General features: G+C 37.7%; 15 protein-coding genes. 4 read left to right on the forward strand and 11 right to left on the reverse strand.

Annotated features, from left to right (window positions below):
• Positions 1-33: 33 nt before the first annotated feature.
• Positions 34-264, reverse strand: coding sequence for a DUF1659 domain-containing protein (locus tag BTHG_RS12710; RefSeq protein ID WP_010677116.1), 231 nt, complete (start codon positions 262-264; stop codon positions 34-36).
• A gap of 445 nt (positions 265-709) precedes the next feature.
• On the opposite strand from BTHG_RS12710, the gene BTHG_RS12715 reads away from it, so the two are divergent.
• Entirely contained in the window at positions 710-3,064 is a 2,355-nt protein-coding gene (locus tag BTHG_RS12715) for an EAL domain-containing protein (RefSeq protein WP_010677117.1), read from the forward strand.
• A 345-nt stretch (positions 3,065-3,409) separates the two neighbouring features.
• On the opposite strand, the gene BTHG_RS12725 is transcribed toward BTHG_RS12715, so the two are convergent.
• The gene (locus BTHG_RS12725) at positions 3,410-3,946 is read right to left on the reverse strand and encodes a glycerol-3-phosphate responsive antiterminator (protein ID WP_010677118.1); all 537 of its coding nucleotides are present in this window, start codon (positions 3,944-3,946) and stop codon (positions 3,410-3,412) included.
• Between the two features lie 492 nt (positions 3,947-4,438).
• Between BTHG_RS12725 and BTHG_RS26825 the strand changes: the two genes are divergently transcribed.
• The 3 genes from BTHG_RS26825 to BTHG_RS12735 all read left to right on the forward strand — a co-directional run bounded on the left by BTHG_RS26825 (position 4,439) and on the right by BTHG_RS12735 (position 6,504).
• On the forward strand, positions 4,439-4,597 hold the full coding sequence (locus tag BTHG_RS26825; RefSeq protein WP_157256201.1) for a hypothetical protein: 159 nt from the start codon (positions 4,439-4,441) through the stop codon (positions 4,595-4,597).
• A gap of 118 nt (positions 4,598-4,715) precedes the next feature.
• Entirely contained in the window at positions 4,716-5,177 is a 462-nt protein-coding gene (locus BTHG_RS12730; RefSeq protein WP_026021807.1) for a hypothetical protein, read from the forward strand.
• 622 nt (positions 5,178-5,799) lie between these two features.
• A complete protein-coding gene (locus BTHG_RS12735) occupies positions 5,800-6,504 on the forward strand; it encodes a YwaF family protein (protein ID WP_010677120.1) in 705 nt (234 codons plus the stop codon).
• 286 nt (positions 6,505-6,790) lie between these two features.
• Here the strand turns inward: BTHG_RS12735 and xylB are convergent, their stop codons facing one another.
• The 9 genes from xylB to BTHG_RS12780 form a co-directional block, all read right to left on the reverse strand.
• Positions 6,791-8,287, reverse strand: coding sequence for a xylulokinase (gene xylB, locus BTHG_RS12740; RefSeq protein ID WP_010677121.1), 1,497 nt, complete (start codon positions 8,285-8,287; stop codon positions 6,791-6,793).
• Positions 8,288-8,427: 140 nt separating this feature from the next.
• A complete protein-coding gene (locus BTHG_RS12745; RefSeq protein ID WP_010677122.1) occupies positions 8,428-9,207 on the reverse strand; it encodes an SDR family NAD(P)-dependent oxidoreductase in 780 nt (259 codons plus the stop codon).
• Between the two features lie 64 nt (positions 9,208-9,271).
• Entirely contained in the window at positions 9,272-10,210 is a 939-nt protein-coding gene (locus BTHG_RS12750; protein WP_010677123.1) for a nucleoside hydrolase, read from the reverse strand.
• A gap of 23 nt (positions 10,211-10,233) precedes the next feature.
• Entirely contained in the window at positions 10,234-11,157 is a 924-nt protein-coding gene (rbsK, locus tag BTHG_RS12755) for a ribokinase (protein ID WP_010677124.1), read from the reverse strand.
• A 1-nt stretch (position 11,158) separates the two neighbouring features.
• Entirely contained in the window at positions 11,159-12,145 is a 987-nt protein-coding gene (locus BTHG_RS12760; protein ID WP_010677125.1) for a LacI family DNA-binding transcriptional regulator, read from the reverse strand.
• 23 nt (positions 12,146-12,168) lie between these two features.
• Positions 12,169-13,005 (reverse strand): carbohydrate ABC transporter permease, encoded by an 837-nt coding sequence (locus tag BTHG_RS12765; RefSeq protein ID WP_010677126.1) that lies wholly within the window; start codon positions 13,003-13,005, stop codon positions 12,169-12,171.
• Positions 13,006-13,033: 28 nt separating this feature from the next.
• Positions 13,034-13,525, reverse strand: a complete 492-nt coding sequence (locus tag BTHG_RS27405) for a carbohydrate ABC transporter permease (protein WP_232284455.1) — start codon at positions 13,523-13,525, stop codon at positions 13,034-13,036.
• A gap of 444 nt (positions 13,526-13,969) precedes the next feature.
• Entirely contained in the window at positions 13,970-15,286 is a 1,317-nt protein-coding gene (locus BTHG_RS24940; protein WP_010677129.1) for an ABC transporter substrate-binding protein, read from the reverse strand.
• 744 nt (positions 15,287-16,030) lie between these two features.
• A complete protein-coding gene (locus tag BTHG_RS12780; protein WP_010677130.1) occupies positions 16,031-17,434 on the reverse strand; it encodes a S8 family serine peptidase in 1,404 nt (467 codons plus the stop codon).
• Between the last annotated feature and the right edge of the window lie 419 nt (positions 17,435-17,853).

The following is a 17,853-nucleotide window of genomic DNA, read 5'->3' on the forward strand; positions in this document are numbered from 1 at the left end:
TTATTCCCCCTTTTCATAGATTTTGATTAAAAATTACTGACCATCGCCTGCCAGCATGTAGCTGTCATTGCGCTCGATGTTGAAAAGCTGTAAACTTTGTAATCCTTCGATTGCAACGGCAACGGAATACAACTGATCAGCTGTTGAAGCAGGGTTAATATTATTGTAGTTTTTATTTTTGTAGATTACCTTTCCCTTGCCATCAACACCATTTTCAAATACTAAGCGTAACTGTGTACTTTGAATGTCCTGTGTTGCTGCCATGTCCCTCACCTCCTTTACACTAATGTTATAGAGAGGTAAGGGGCAAAAAGGGGCATCGAATTTAACTTTATTAAAAATTTCTATATTTTAGTGAGTAATGAAATGAAACAGAATTTGTGTAGATTTTAAACCAAGGGGGAATTAAGTTAAAGCCTCCGGCGGATGCCACAGATTTTCAAAGGATGTTTTTCGGGCAGACGCGAAAAGATCTGGGTGCAAATACGCCAAGGCGTTTTTGATAAAAAGACAAAAAAAATACCTCCATAAAGGAGGTCCAACAAAATATATAAAACAAAGGGGGGGGGAATACACTATTCATCATTACCTGATTTCAACGAACTTATACATCCTAATTATCTAGAAATAAAAAAATCTTTTCATTTCCAATAATTTCTGCCCAGTGGCTCATACTATTTCGTACATATCCATTTGTTGAGGTGGACCCATGATTTCGATTTTTATGTCCGAATACAATATTTCTTATACGCTTTTTTCCATATTCATTGCGCTAACTTCCAGTATTATCTGCTTTGATATCGCGTTAAATATCGTGCCAAAGTCAAACAAACAAATTGGAGTACTTTGGGCTATTCTTGCTGCCTTTACCTTTAGTCTTGGTACAAAGACCGCTTTTCTTGTTGGAATTTCTGGCCTTATAGAGTCCTCTACTCTCGGTTTTCGAGTTCCAGGTGTTGCATTATCATTTACGATTTTGTTTGCAACCAGTTTTCTTGGAATTATTTTACTTATCAAAAGAACTATGCCTTTTATTGTGGCAGGCATTCTATTTACAATTGGAAGCAGCGCAGCTTATTTCATTATTAGCATCTCAAACAATACGTTTTTTCTTTCTTTTTCAAATAAGTGGTTTTTACTAGGGGTGTTTAGTTGTTTTCTTTTTAGCACGGTAGGTAGCTTCTTCTTCAAAAAAGAACTACGGAACAATACTCCTTCTAAAAAGTGGTTTGTCGGTTTGTTTTTTGGAATTTCGATTATTGTCCTCCACCACACATCTACGAAAGGCCTCAAACTTATGATTGTGGGGCATCCCTTTTCCGGTGGTGTGATTGTTCCTTACCTATTATTAAGTGTGTATTTATTTATGTTTATTGCCTTTCTCGGTAATCGATATCACCAAAAACTGCAAGCAGAGCAGCTAAAATGGAGAAGTCAGGAACGCTATTATCGTTCTCTCTATGAGTTAAATCCGCTCGCCATTATCATGTTGGACCCATCAGGAAAAGTGATTAATATTAATGAAATGGCCGAAAGAGTGGCAATGATGGATAAAAAGGAAGTTCTCGGTAAGCACTTTTCCTGTTTTCTACCGGAACATGTCGTAGCTTTTACGAATCAGCAGTTTGAAACAGCATTGACTGGTGAAGTTGTGGAATACGAAATTCAAATGTACAATGCCTCCGGCGAAATCATCGATGTATATGTACGTAATATTCCGATTGCGTTAGATAATCAGATTCATGGCATTTATGGAATGATTAAAGACATTACGGAAGAAAAGAGGAATATGGAGAAGGTGCAATTCATGGCCTACCATGCACCCCTAACAAACCTACCAAGTAAGCGGAAACTAGTAGAGGATGTTTCCGATAAAATTGGAAACCGGATTCCTTTTAGCCTTATTTATCTCGATTTGAACGGATTTAAAAAGACAAATGACCGCTACGGACATTTAGCTGGTGATGCCGTTTTAAAAGAGATCGCCAAACGGCTTAAGGAAAACGACAATGATGGTGTTGCCTACCATATCGGTGGGGATGAATTTGCCATTACCCTTCCAGTGGTGAATTATGCAGAGATTGAAACAATTGTGGATGCCCTCTCAAAAGTTATCCGCCAGCCCATCACTTTTCATGATTTTACCTTAATGGTTTTTGCGAGCATTGGCATTGCGCGTTTCCCTGATGATGCGAAATCCATGGAAGAATTGATGCAGAGAGCAGACCTGGCGATGTATGCTTCCAAGGAACACGGCAGGGGTGAACTTGTGTTTTATCATGAAACGCTTTTAAAAAGGGTAGAGGAACGGTTTTTAATTGAGCAGGATTTGAAGCAGGCCCTTAAAAATCAGGAGTTTGAGATTTATTTTCAGCCTCAAGTTGAAATCCGCACAGGAAAACTCCATGGTGCTGAAGCCTTATTACGCTGGAATCATCCTCAAAAAGGAATGCTCCAACCAGAGGTTTTTATCCATGTATTAGAGGATACTGGGTTGATTGTGGATGTGAGCGAGTGGATTATTTCGCAGGTGTTGGATTCCATTCACACGTGGGCGAACGCGGGGTGTCTTTTCAACCATATTTCTGTGAACGTTTCGGCGAAGCATTTTGAAAAGCACAGTTTGTTTAATTTCATCCAGGATGCAAACAAGGGAAGCGAGATTTGCCTCCAGCGCCTGAATATTGAAATTACCGAAAGTGTTTTAATCAATTTGGACAAATCGATTGAATCCGTTAAACAATTAAAGAAACTGGGTATTAGCATCAGCCTTGACGACTTTGGTACAGGCTACAGCTCCCTCAGTGTTCTTCATCAATTGCCCATTGACTGCTTAAAAATCGACAAATCCTTTATCAAAAACTTTAACACCGATTCCAAAATCTTAATCCAAATGATCCTGCAAATGGCGAAAAAACTAAACGTCGAAGTAGTCGCCGAAGGCATCGAAACCAAACAACAACTCACCTTCCTCATCAAAGAAGGCTGCACCTACGGCCAAGGCTACTACTTCAGCAAACCCCTCCCACGAGCAGAATTCGAACAAAAGTGGCTGAAGAAGTGAACCACGGGGACTTCTACTGGTTCATGTTTTGCGGCGAACCATGGGGGGTGAACCACAGGGACGGTTCTCGTGGTCCACCACGATAGTGGAGCCACAAGAACCGTCCCCCTGGTACCTATAAGAAGAGGTGTGACAGAAGCTTAATCCAACCAAAAAAGGCAAGCCATAGGGGGATGCTTAGTGTTGTTCCCCAGACCATTCCAACTGCTAGTTGATTCGTATTCTCTTCCATCACATTCGCCTCCTCGATTGATCTTGTCTTATCTATATTATAACCCGAATAATGATAGCGCTTTCAGAAAACTTCACAACAAATTCTGCTAAATTCCATCAAAAAAAGGAGCGTTATACCCACAGCTCCCTTTTCGATGTAGTAATGGCTGTCGCCCCAGCATCGAGCGCATTTTGGACCTCTTCTTTTGTCCGGATAAGTCCACCTGCTAGCACCGGAATGTTCAGCCTTTCCTTCACTTCCTTGATCATCCATGGCATCGCCCCAGGCAGTACCTCAATATAATCAGGTTTATTTTTGGCGATTAGCTTGTAACTCTTTTCAAGTGCATGTGTATCAATCAAAAACATTCGTTGAATCGCGCAAACCCCTTTTTGCTTCGCCTTTTGGATGACACTAGACTTCGTCGAAATCAATCCATACGGTTGGAACTCTTGACAAATATATTCTGTCGCATATTCATCACTTTTTATCCCATGTACCATATCCACATGATAGATCATCTTCTTACCATGAAGTCCAGCCATCTTATTTATATTTTTTAACTGAGCAATGTGAATTTCTGTAAAAATACCAATTTCATATTTACTTTTTAAAAAGTCCTCAAACTCCTTCATTGTCGTAGATGCAGGCAAAATACTTTGGTTCAACCGTCTCCCCCCTCTTTCTCCATCCTCTATTAGTAGTATAGCTTTCTGTTTCGAGCAAAAAAAGACCCCGCTCGAAGATGAGCAGGGCAAAAGAGAAAAAAGTCTACAGGTAAAATATATAGTCAAATGTAGAAAACCCCCATTCTCTACATTAACTAACAATAGTTCCTTACTAGTTTGGCGGTCATACGACCAATCTAGTATTTTACTATAATTATATAGTACCAATGTATTAGAGAAATGTATATTGGGAAAATCGATGTAAATTTATAGCGAATATTAGGGTTTTTTTGAGGCAACTTTCCTAAAAAGGGGGTTTTTTAGCGATTTTTGTCTAAAATTACATGAAAATTTTAATTTTTCTTCAACATAATTCCACATTTTTAGCAACTCGGACATGCTATCCTTTATATACTAGTTTCAGATAATTCAAAATAAATACAACTCAAAAAATAGAGATCATTTTTTTAGGATTGGGGAGGAGTGCTAAAATTGTTTTATTACAAATTTAAAGAAGTACGGACACCTTTACGTATTTTTGGAATTCGATTTTATAAACGACTCCAGGATCGAATTTATTTTATCAGACTCGGTAGTGGACCACGCCGTCCATTTTTAACTCGATTAAGTAAATTTACTGCTAGGGCTTAGGCTCTGGCTTTTTTATGCTTTAAAAGTATTTAAATATAAAGTTTTAACTTGTACTAGGACAACTTTTAGAGAGCATATCCATAATAGTAAACAAGCTTAAGGGGGCTTTTGTTTACATATGAGACGACGACACCGCGTGCCCATCCAGCTAATTTTACTATCAGTTGGGGCCATTCTTATTTTAATCCTTTTTCTATCATTGTTTCGATCATCACCAGAGGACGTAGCGAAAGAGCTTGTCCACACTTTTTATAAATACGAGCAAAATGCAGATTTCGGTAGTTCGTGGGAATTGTTCCATCCACTAATGCAGGAGCGTTTTGAAAAAGCCGACTATATCCAGCAACGCAACCATGTATTTGTTGGCCACTTCGGGACCGAAACCTTCAAGTACACCGTCGAAGACGTAGAAAAACTCAAAACCTGGCAAATGTCGAAAGAATCCACAATCTTTCACGACGTCTACAAAGTGCCTATCACCCAAACCTACAAAAGCACATACGGCACCTTCACCATCCACCAAGACATCTTCGTCGTCAAAGAAGCCGGCGACTGGACCATCCTGTGGTCGTATCATTAGAGGGGACCGGGAACCACAGGGACGGTTCTCTTGGTCCCAGGCGGTGTGGCACATGGTGAACCACAGGGACGGTTCTCTTGGTCCCGGGCAGCGTGGCGCATGTGAACCACAGGGACGGTTCTCTTGGTCCCGGGCAGCGTGGCGCATGTGAACCACAGGGACGGTTCTCTTGGTCCCGGCTGTGTGGCGCATGTGAACCACGGGGACGGTTCTCTTGGTCCCGGGCGGTGTGGCGCATGTGAACCACAGGGACGGTTCTCTTGGTCCCGGGCTGTGTGGCGCATGTGGCACATGGTGGAACCGCGGGGACGGTTCTCTTGGTCCCGGGCAGCGTGGCGAAGTCTTTTTAGCCAATATCTCCCCCATCCCCTTCGCCTACCCACAAAAATATATTTCCCACGGTCTAAACCACTCCCATTCCCGAATAAACTAATCTAAGGTTTAACTTCAATTAGAGTACGATTTCCTGACTCCTCAAATTTATAAGTAAAGCCCAAACCATGCTACGGGACGTATCGTTTTAGACCTTTACAGGCAGTTGAACCCACACTTTTACCTGTTTCCCTAATTGAAGTGGAAATCTTATGATTGGAAAGACCACAAATTAGAAATGGGGTGCAGCATGTTTTCTGCAGATGGAATGCAGACGTTTGAGCTGTTTTCGTTTACTCATATCACAACCATTCTGGTATTTACAATCTTCACTCTTCTACTTATCGTCCTTAGGAAGAAACTCAAGCCTTATCAATCCATCATCAAATGGACGTTTTTCACCATACTGGTCACAAGCGAAGTGTCGCACCAAATTTGGATGATTGCAACCAACCAATGGGAAGTCAGCACCCTTCCTCTACAGCTTTGTTCCATCAGTACTTTTATTTGTATCTTCCTATTCTTAAAGCCTAGCAAAAAAGCATTTTACCTCGTTTTCTTTACAGGATTACTCCCACCCATTTTAAGCATAGTGACACCGGAACTGTTCCACCAATTCCCTCACTATCGTTTCCTAAAATACTTCCTGCATCATGCCACAATCACTTGGTCTGTTCTCTATTTCATCCTTTTTGAAGATTACCGTGTTCCAAGAAAAGCGGTTGGAACCGCCTTTTTACTCCTAAACCTAATCGCCGTCCCTATTTTTTTCATCAATCTCCTTCTCGATACAAACTTCTTTTATCTAGCAAATCCAACAGAAGCCACAACCATTCTGTCCTTTTTCGGCTCTGGCATCACGTATTACCTTACTCTTGAAATTGCCGGTATTATTGTGTTTCTCATTACCTACCTCCCTATGGCGATGTTGATGAAAAAAGAAAACAGCCATTAAGTCAAAACGACTTAATGGCCTTTTTGGGTCATGGAACCTTTCCATCCAACCCGCTTCTAAAATTGGAGCCAGAAGAACCGTCCCTCTGGTCCCTCCATTACCTCATATCAATTGCCTTCGTCACTGCGGCGTACGCATCGACATAGCCGGCGCCTACTTCCCAAATATAAAGTACCTATAGTTAAACACTCTTTTTCTTGTGTCCATTTATAGGTACCACGTATATATTGTTTAAACCACTTTTTAAAAATTATTTGTAATTTTGAATAATGGTTTTTATTTGTCATTACATTTTGGATAGGGAGTGAAATAAATCTTTGTTTTTCTGATAAGCATCCTTATAGAGTTCATACATCTCGTTATATATGTGTACATCTTTTAAGCTAGGTTCAATTGGTACTTTGCCAATGTCAATTACAGTCTCACATGCTTCTTTTATTGATTTATACAAACCTACACCTACCCCTGCAACAATTGCAGCCCCTGTTCCCGCCTGCTCTATCTGGTTTGACTTATATATTTCCTTGTTAAGAATTCCGGCTTGAATTTTTAACCAGGTTTCACTTCGTGCTCCTCCACCAGAAGCTACAAATTTATTTGTTTTTACATTAAGTCCCTCAATAATTTCAACAGAGCTTCTCAAAGCAAAGACTACGCCTTCCATTACTGCACGAATTAAATGGGCACGTTCATGTTTTAAAACAAGACCCAAAAAAGTTCCTCTAGCAGAAGAGTCCATATAGGGAGTTCTTTCTCCAGTAAGATAAGGTAAAAATAACAATCCCTCACTTCCAGGGTTAATACAATTTGCTAAAGTATTTATTTCCTTGTACGATAATCCGGACAGTACTTTTTTATTCAACCAACTCAATGAAAGTCCAGCTGATAAACTAGCACCCATAATACTCCATGTTCCTGGTACAGCATTGCAAAATGTATGGGTTCTTAATCTTCTATCATAGTTTGGCTCTGAAAGGACTGAAAAAACCTGCCCGCCTGTACCGATAGTGAGTGAGACTTGACCAGGTTCAATAATTCCATTCCCAATTGCTTGCATAAATTGATCTCCACCACCAAATACTACAGGGGTTCCTTTAGGTAACCCTGTAATAATAGCTGCTCTTTCTGTGATTGTTCCTGCGATATTCGTTGGCTCCATGACAATAGGGAAATTATCTAGATTAAGTCCCAATTCCGTAATTATCTTTTCAGACCAAACCTTACTTTTCGTATTAAAACCGAGTGTTGCAGAAGCGTCTGTAATTTCTGTTCCAACTTCTCCGATCAACATTAAACGTATATAATCCTTTGGTGATAGTACTTTGTATATTTGATTGTACACAAAAGGTTCATGTTTTTTCACCCAGAGTAAAGAAGGAATCTGAAATCCCGTTGATAATGGATTTAAAGTTTCATCCCCAATAAACTCTTTGCCTAGAGATTTATATATTTCATCTACCTCTACTTGAGTTCTCTGGTCTGACCAAATAATTGATGGGCGTATGATTTCGTAATCCTTATTTATTAATACTATTCCATGCATTTGTCCCGAGATACCTATGCCCTTTATATCTTTGCCATGTATTTGTGAACTATTAAGTACATTTTGGATTGTATCAATAGTAGCTTTCCACCAATGATGAGGGTTCTGTTCAGCAAAATTTTTTTGGGGGATTAGGATATCATACTCAGCAGCAGCAGATCCCCTTATTGTTCCATAGCTATCCATTATTACCGTTTTTACACTTGACGTGCCTAAATCTATTCCCAACAAATAACTCATTTATGTACCCCTCTCTATTAAACTCTTTTGAGATAGGAAGAGGGCCCTTTAGTAAATAAAGGCCCTAAAAATATCACGAAATTATTTCCTTTATCAAATCTCAAAGTCTTTGGTACAAATTCATTAACAATCCCCTATCTTTAAAGTGCAACATACCCACCATCTGCATTGTAGATTGAACCTGTAATAAAGGAAGATGCTTGAGATGCTAAAAAGACTGCTAGAGCTCCCAATTCTTCTGGTTCACCAAGACGATGCATTGGGGTCAGTTCAAGCCATTTTTCATATGTCGCCTTCCTCCCTCTTAAATAATTATGATTCATCACTGTATTCATATATCCCGGTGCAATACTATTCACTCTGATATTATGCTTAGCCCACTCTACTGCTAAACTTTTTGTTAACATAATTACACCCGCCTTTGACGAGTTATATCCGCATTGATTCTGAGGTGTATTAACTATCATACCTGACATAGATGAAATATTTATAATAGACCCGTTTTGTTGCTCTATCATTTGTTTACCCACTTCTCTAGCAACTAAGAAAGTTCCGTTTAAATTGATGTCGATTACTCGCTTCCAATTCTCGTAACTCATATCCTCTGCATTTTCAACGCTTGCAATCCCTGCATTATTAATTAGTACATCAATTTTTCCAAAGGTCGCTTTTACATCTTGTACTAAATTCCGAACTTGATTCTCGTCCGTTACATCAACCTTTACGAACTTTGCTTTTACCCCATAGTCATTATTAAAATTTTGAATCAGTTCTTCACTATTTTCTTCATTAATATCTGCAATTACAATATTAGAACCATATTCAGCAAGAGCCTTTGCCATAGCTAACCCTAATCCTCTAGACCCACCAGTGACAATAGAGCACTTATCTGATAAATCCATTCTATCTTTAATGTTCAAGAATATTCCTCCTAATTGTGTCAAGATTGGTTTCGTTACCCAATAGGGGTTAAGTTTGAACCTATCACTTTAAGGTTAATTTACTGAACATATCTCCAAAAATTTCGTCACGTTTTACATTGTAAACATAACGAATAAAGTGCCTGTTAGAATCGAAGCTCCAACGAAAATCCTCAGACAAAATTGGAGAATGAGTTAAATAACTCGGAGTCCAATTTTTGTTGTTTAAAAAGCCAATAGGTGCTAAATCCCAAATGACCTTAGAATATGCAATGCTAGAATTATCATCATTACCTAATTTATCATTCCTGTATCTCTCAAATGTTTCATAAAGATAGTTACCTATTTCACCACTATTTTTAATATTATCCCTTAATTCTGATGAGGTAGTGGTTAGATGGGATGTTACCCCTTCGCAAGGAATAAGAACTAGTGGAACCCCACTATCCAATATTGTTCTCGAAGAATAAAGATCTTGAAATAAGTTGAACTCTTTTGTGTTTGACCAATGAAGCGCATGTCCGCCCAACCAAATGACTACTATTTTTTCAATAATCTTTGGTTCCATTAAGATAGCCGATGCAATATTAGTTATGGCTCCTATCGCTATTACATATAAAGGATCATCATCTGGTGAATTCAATGCTCTTTCTACCAAATCTCGAGCCGCATCACTATCAACAGGATTATTATCTTCAGATAAATACCTATCCGATCCTTTATATATTGGAAAAGAGTCTTTATTTTGCATTTTTAATATTTTTTGTAACTCATCGTAGCTTTTTTCCATACCATCTTTCGGACTACTAGAGAGTTCATTATGGAAAGGTGCTGCATAAAATGCTTCAATTTCAATTTTATCGGATGACTCCAGTGCGTATACTACTGCAAACTGATCATCTGTTTCATTATATGTATCTGTATCCATGACTGCCCTAATCTTATTTTTAGGATAGTTTAAACGACTAATAAGTTTTTCTTCTGTTAATACTGGAAATTTCATTTATTTCACTCCTCTTGTAGATATTATCTATTATTAATTAACAATATTTCTTCGACTTTTTTTCGATATGGCATTGCATCTAATGAACCTATACTAGTGACTGCTAAAGCTCCTACAATTGCGGCGAAAGATATTGCTTCATGAAGCGACCTTTTTTCGGCAATGGCTACCGCTAAACCACCATTGAATGCATCCCCCGCTCCTGTGGTGTCCACAGATTTAACCTTATATGAATCTTTTTGATAGATTTTCTTTTCTTTGTTATTGCTATATAGAACCCCTTTTCGCCCACGAGTAAGAATTACATTACTCACACCTAAATCGAGCAAGGAATCAATACCCTCTTCTTGCGTAAAGGATTTCCCACAAAGGAATTGCATTTCCGATTCATTAGGTACTAAATAGGTTACTTTACGAAGTAATTCAATTGGTAGTTTCATAGCTGGAGCAGGATTTAATACAACAGGTATGTTATTTTTGTACGCTAAATCTATCGTCAATTTAACTGTTTCTAAAGGAACTTCCAACTGAACTAATACAACATCAGCGTCTTTGATAATTTGCTCGTGATTTGGAATATCCAGTAAACATTCATTATTAGCCCCTGGAATGACGATAATGTTATTGTCTTCTTCTGTTAGTGTGATTAACGCAATACCCGAAGTTGTATTTTTTATTGTTTTAATGTTATCAATGTTAATTTTTTCCTTAAAGAGATTATGTTTTAAATTTTCACCTATGCTGTCATCTCCTAATGCTCCTATCAAAGTAACAGACGCTCCTAACCGTGCTGCTGCAACTGCTTGATTTGCCCCCTTTCCACCAGGTCTTTGTTTAAAGCTGTTACCTCTAAGTGTTTCTCCTACACTTGGAAATTTATCTGTCTCTACAACTAAGTCCATATTGATACTGCCAACAACGACAATTTTAGGAACAATATCGTTCATGCTATTCTCCTTTGCTTTGTCTTTTAGTAGATCCTCTCTTAATTAAAGAGACATCCAGTTCATGAAATGTAATATCTTTAGATAAACCGTTTATTTTATCTAATAGAACTCTGGTAGAGAGAGCACCCATATCATATATTGGTTGAGCAATTGTACTTAACTCTGGCTCTGTATATCTAGAAAAATCGATTCCATCGAATCCGATTAACGCAACATCTTCCGGAATTCTTTTACCCATTTTTTTTATCGCCTTTAATGCTCCAACTGCCATTAAATCATTACCTGCAAAAATACCATCTATATCTGGCTGTTCTAATAAAAGCTTTCCTGTAGCATCTTTGGCGGAGTCTAGGTCAAAATTGCCTTCCACTACTAAACTTTCATTAATCAAATTGTATTCGCTTAATACTTCTAGGTATCCTTGATATCTTTCCTGAGCAGTTGTAATATCTTGGGTACCTTTTATATGTGCAATTTTTCTACAACCTATGTCTATCAAATGCTGAGTCGCAATTTTTCCGCCATTTCTATTATTCGAAACAACAGAGTCAACTGATTTATCCTTTACTCTATCTAAGACTACGATGGGTACATCACTTTGACTCTTATAGTCTTTTAAAGGTGTCGCCATAATTAATCCATCAATATATTTCTGTCGAGCGATATTCAAATAATAGTCAATATTTTCATCTTTATCATCTGTATTGAACAATAATACTTTGTAACCATTTTCTTTAGCTACATCATCTACTGCCTTAGCCAAATTAGAAAAGTAAGGGTTTGTTATATTTGGAATTACTAAAGCTATTGTTTTTGATTTTTTACTATTTAGGCTTTGAGCAATCATGCTCGGTTTATAATTCAACTGTTGCATTGCATTAGTTACCCTTTTTTTTGTTTCATGATTAACATATCCACCGTTAAGTACCCTAGAAACAGTTGCAACCGAAACCTGAGCTAATTTAGAAACATCTCTTATAGTCGCCATAAACTTAACCTCATTACAGTCATTTATTTCATACCAGTTCCAGTCATACTTTCTACAAAATATCGCTGTAAACATAAAATCACCACTACTGGAACTATTATTCCCAGAATTGCAGCCGCAAAAAGTTCATTCCATATCATTGCATACTCAGTGTTAAATTCACTTAATGCAACTTGTAGCACTTTGTAATTATCGGAACGTGTTGCAATTAGTGGCCACATAAATGATTCCCATTGTTGAACAAAAATTAGCAAACCTGCTCCAACTGTTATTGGTTTACACAAAGGCATAATAATTTTGTAGTAAATTTTAAACCATGAAGCACCATCTACCCTAGATGCTTCAATTAATGCATAAGGTAGATCTAAGAAAGATTGTCTAAACATAAATATCACTAATCCATTTGCTATTGCAGGAACAATCAAAGCAGAATAGCTGTCAATCATGCCAAATGCATCTACAACATTGTAAAGAGGGATTGCTATTACCTCGAAGGGTATCATAAAAGTAATTAACACAATTACAAAAAGGAGGTTTTTTCCCTTGAAGTTAAAGAATACAAAAGCAAAGGCTGCAAGGGAATTAAAAATGATACCAAATAATACTGTTATAAATGCTACAAAGATAGTATTAAAAAATATTCTTCCAAAACCTCTCTCAGTAAATAAACTTATATAGGCATCAAGTGTTATATTTGTAGGAAAAAATGTTTTCCAAGTTAATGGATTAATATATTTAAATATTTCATCAAGTGGGCGGAATGATGATGAAAAGGCAAAAAACAATGGAAATAATACCAAGAAAGCTAAAACTATATGTACAAGATATAATATAATAGGTGTTTTTTGGTTCTTATTCACAATATCTTGGTCCTCCTTTATGTCTAATCTAATGGTCTGCCTTAAGAAGCTTCGACTGAATACCGATTATTATTAAAATAAATAAAAGTAGAATTATAACAATAGCAGATGCACGATGTATATCGGAATAAACGAATGCACTCTTATAACTTTCGAGCATTAAAACATTTGTACTTCCCTGTGGCCCACCATCGGTTAAAATATACATTGGTGCAAATAACAAGAAATTTGCTACTGTATCAGCAACTACAACAAATAATAGAGTTCGTTTCATCATAGGAAATGTAACAGATTTAAACTTTTCCCACCTATTTGCGCCATCCATTTCAGCTGCTTCATATAAAAGATGAGGAACATCCTGTAATCCCCCTAATAGGAAGATTGACCAATATCCAACACCTTTCCACGTGGCAATTATAATTATTACCCATAACGCTTGATCTGCACTGCCTAAAAACGGCTGTGATTCAAAACCTAACTTTACAAGAATAGAGTTAACGACACCTTGTTCCTGATTCAACATTACATCCCAAACTATTGCTGCTATAGGCATTGAAATTGCTATAGGGATAAAATGTATACTTCTGTATAACCCAATAGCCTTAACTTTTTATTTAAAAATATCGCTAATGCGAATGCTAATATTATTTGAATTGGGTTTATTAAAATATTTAGCCAAAGTGTTACTTTAATTGAATTCCATATTACGGGATCAGAGAATATCAATATATAGTTCTCAAAGCCTACAAAGGATTTTGAACTACTGCCAAATCCCGATTGAAAAAGACTTTGAACAAATGCTTCTAAGATAGGATATACTTTGAAAATAAATAACAAAGACAGAGCAGGGAAAAGAAATATATACGGCATAATCTTCAACACTGTACTATATCGCGGCATATTCATCCTCCTTATTTAAATATTAAGAGGTTGGGGGTTAGTCCAACCTCTTGTTTAACATAGACTATTTTAATGACTCATATTTTTTTATAAGGGACTCTAGTTTCGCAGCGCCATTGTTTATTGACTCCTCGGCTTTTTGTCCATTTTTAATATTTTCAAAGACCTCTAGCCATACACTCTGAAATTCTGAATAACCTGGTGAAACAGGTCGAGTAACAGCCGTGTTTTGGGCCTCATAAGCTCCAAGCTTTAATGCAGTTTTTGGAAACTCATTATATTCTTCACTTGTCTCTATTTCATTTAATAGTTCTTTTTTGGATGGAAGATTACCTTCTAATTCGTACCAAATATCAGCACCTTCCCCAACAGTTAAATACTCAATTAACTTCGCTGCTTCTTCTTTTTTATTTGAAAATTTAGGAATACCGAAATGCCAGCTTCCCGTAGGCGTTACTGCTTCTTCTCCTTCGAAATAAGGATGAGGAGCTATCCCATAATTAACACCCTCAAAATTTACTGTATTCCAAGTTCCACCGACAAACATAGCGACGTCTCCACTTTTAAAGTACTCAACGGACGTTAAAGGATCAACCTTTGGACTGACTTTCCATTTATTGAATAGGTTATAATAAAACTCACCAGCTTGGACCATTTCTGGAGAATTAAAATTACCCTTGACATCTAGACCACTTTCACCCAAAACTTTAACACCATAACCCTGAACCAAAGGTAAGATTTGGTAGGCCCTACTTACCTGTTCAAAAGTAAATCCGAATACATCTGTTACTCCATCACCATTTTCATCAATAGTTAGCTTATTAGCAGCATCAACGGTTTGATCCCATGTCCAACGTTTGTCTGTATCGTATGCAGGAGGTTCAACCCCATATTTTTCAAACAGATCCTTATTGTAAAATAAAACTTGGCTTGAAGTATTCATTGGAGCAGCCATTAGTTTTCCATCGTAAGTAGATGCTTCAACAGAAGAAGGGATCCATTTTTCTGATATACCATCCTCTAAATATGTATCCAACGGTTCTAAATAGCCCTTTACTGTATAGTTTGCTATTACTGGCCCGTCAACAGCTATTACATCATAGTCATCAGATTCCGACCCTAACTTTACTTCTATGGCTTCAAACAATCCATCAAAGGAGTGCGTTTCTAATTTCACTTTAATGTTCGGGTTTTGTTCTTCAAATTTTGCTATTATTTTACCCATTGTATCTTCCCACTCGGACAATACCATTAAGGTTATTTCATTTTGACCATTTTTATTATTTCCATCTTTTCCTGATGAACTATTAGAAGAACATGCCGTTAAAAGCAGTAAAGTAAGAATTGTAAAGATTGTTAACTTTCGTAATCCACTTTTCATCTAATCTCCCTCTTTCACATTAAATAAAAAATTGTAGATATTATTTGAATCAGTTTGGAAAACCAGTAAACATAATGCCTATTTCCTTAGAAAAACCCAGGGATACTAAATCTTTCAAATTGCACTAAATATGTATGATATCACTCTCCAAACTTATAAATTACGTAACCGGTTACATATTATTATGTAACCGGTTACGGATTTCTGTGTAACCGGTTACGTAAAAAATAACAAACTATGACAAGTAAGTCAATATGTTTTTTGAAAAGTCACAAATAAATAACTATTTTAATAATTAACTCTAATTGTCTCTCTATAAGAAAATGCTCAAGTTGGTGCTTATTTAATTTCAGAGAAATTGTAAAAATACGGTATGAATCTCAACCGAAAAAAACAACTGCTTCCCACATCAGAAAACAGTTGTTTATTTTAATATTCAAAAAGTGGTCGCTTCATCTGAAGTAGGGGTCTTTACATCGCACTTATTGTTTACCTGACTTTCCACCGTGGTCAAATTAGGTTTGTAGAGGCATTGATGTGCATTAATATATTAATAGTAAAGAACGTTTTAGAACCTTGATTTTTTTGTGTAAACAAATATGCTTCTCATATCCCTTTTAAGAATCAGTTTTTAATATATAGGTCCATTAAATGTAAATTAGAGTGGAATTGTACAAAAATCTAAATTACTTCTTGAAATCTTCTTGACTAATAAGAAGAAGAACCGTCCCTCTGGTCCCTCCATTACCTCATATCAATTGCCTTCGTCACTGCGGCGTACGCATCGACATAGCCGGCGCCTACTTCCCACTCTTCGTAGCCTGGCATTGGGGTTGCGGTGTCTTGAATGATCTGCTTGATGTCATCCGGTGTCAGCTCAGGGTTTGCTTCTAGTAAAAGGGCAACAATCCCTGCGACATGTGGTGTTGCCATTGATGTTCCACTCATGATTGTGTAAAACGGAACATGTGATGGTTTTAAAGTCTGCACATCCTGCAGCGCTGCTAATGAAGAAACCGGTGCGATAGCTCTTGTTGACACGATATCCACGCCTGGTGCCGTAATCGTTGGAGCATCCTTCCACGTCCATTCTTTCCCGTCTAATGTAAAGGTTCCTCCTGCTCCATTTGTCCCTCTTGATGAGAAATCTGCTAAGTTTACTTTACTGTCACCTGCCGCTACTGAAATCACCCATGGTGCCTTTGCATATGGATTATGGGTGTTCTCGCTTGGGCCTTCATTTCCTGCTGCAAAAAGTACCGTAATTCCAGCATTATACGCCGTTTTACTGGCAATATTAATCGGGTCTGTCGGGTCAAAGTCACCTGAAGAACCCCACGAATTTGTAATCACACGTATATTGTATTTTTCTTTATTTTTAATCGCATAATCAAAGCCGCTAATTGCATCGAGAATGAACAGTGTTGCTCCCGAGCCATAGCCGATTAAATCAGCCCCTGGAGCGACTCCTTCATATTTTCCATCCGACATCGCACCCGTTCCACCTACCGTCCCCGCTACATGTGTCCCGTGTCCTGAGTTCGTATCGGTATTCGGTACATTTTCGAGGTACGTAATCGGCAGAAGCCCTGGTACTAGATTCGCTAAGTTCACAGATCCAAGTACATTTTGAACGAGGTTTTTCCCAAACAAATGGTCACCATGTGTCCCATCAACCCCACTATCATTGACGACAACCCCAACACCCTTACCTGTTAAAGGCTCGTCACCATTTGCAAGCCTGATATGCTCATCCGCTCTCACCCGGTCAACTCCGGTAATATCCGTTGAAGTCTCATTAAAATACTCTAGCTTTCTATTAAAATAAATCGAATGAACTTCATTACTTTGAGCCAGCTGTTCAATTTGATCCTTTGTTGCAACAATGCCCGCTATTGGCAGTGTCCTCATGGAAACTCCAACATTGATTCCGAGCACTTTCAACAAATTCAATTGATTCTCTTTTGGCGCGCCGTCCCCATTAAATGTTACGATTACTTGTAAGGAATTTACCTTATCCCATACCGTTTCAATGGCTGGGTCTATCACCGCTAAACCTGTCCCGGCAGCGGAAACAGTCTTCTTTTCGTGTAAAAAAGTCGGGATAACCAATAAAAATGCGAATAAAACAACGACTAATTTCCTCATCTTATTCTCCCTTCTTACAGATTTGTAGATTCTATATTCCATTATCACCTGTCTACAAAAATATTCCTATTCCGCAAAGGTTGTAAAACGGGGCACATAAGCAGTATTTCTTGTTATACAAAAGTCATATTGTCGTAATATTTATCAAGCATTGTAACAGTTAATTATCTTTCTGAATAAACGTTAAGTTCGTTTTAAAAATATGGACATTCTTCAGGAAATATATCAAAGTTTACTAGCTGATAATCGGAGATACAGCTAATTTAATTTTATGGGCCGACGAAAACTTTCGATCCCCGCTCGCATTTCCAATAAAAAAAACTGTCCCCCATATCGGAAAACAGTTGTTGTACTTTCGTATATAAAAACCTTCCGTCGGTCCAGACCAACAGTGAACCGGGAGAACCGTCCCTTTGGTT

Origin of the sequence: Bacillus timonensis (assembly GCF_000285535.1) — a bacterium.
Classification (GTDB): Bacteria; Bacillota; Bacilli; order Bacillales; family Bacillaceae_L; genus Ferdinandcohnia; species Ferdinandcohnia timonensis.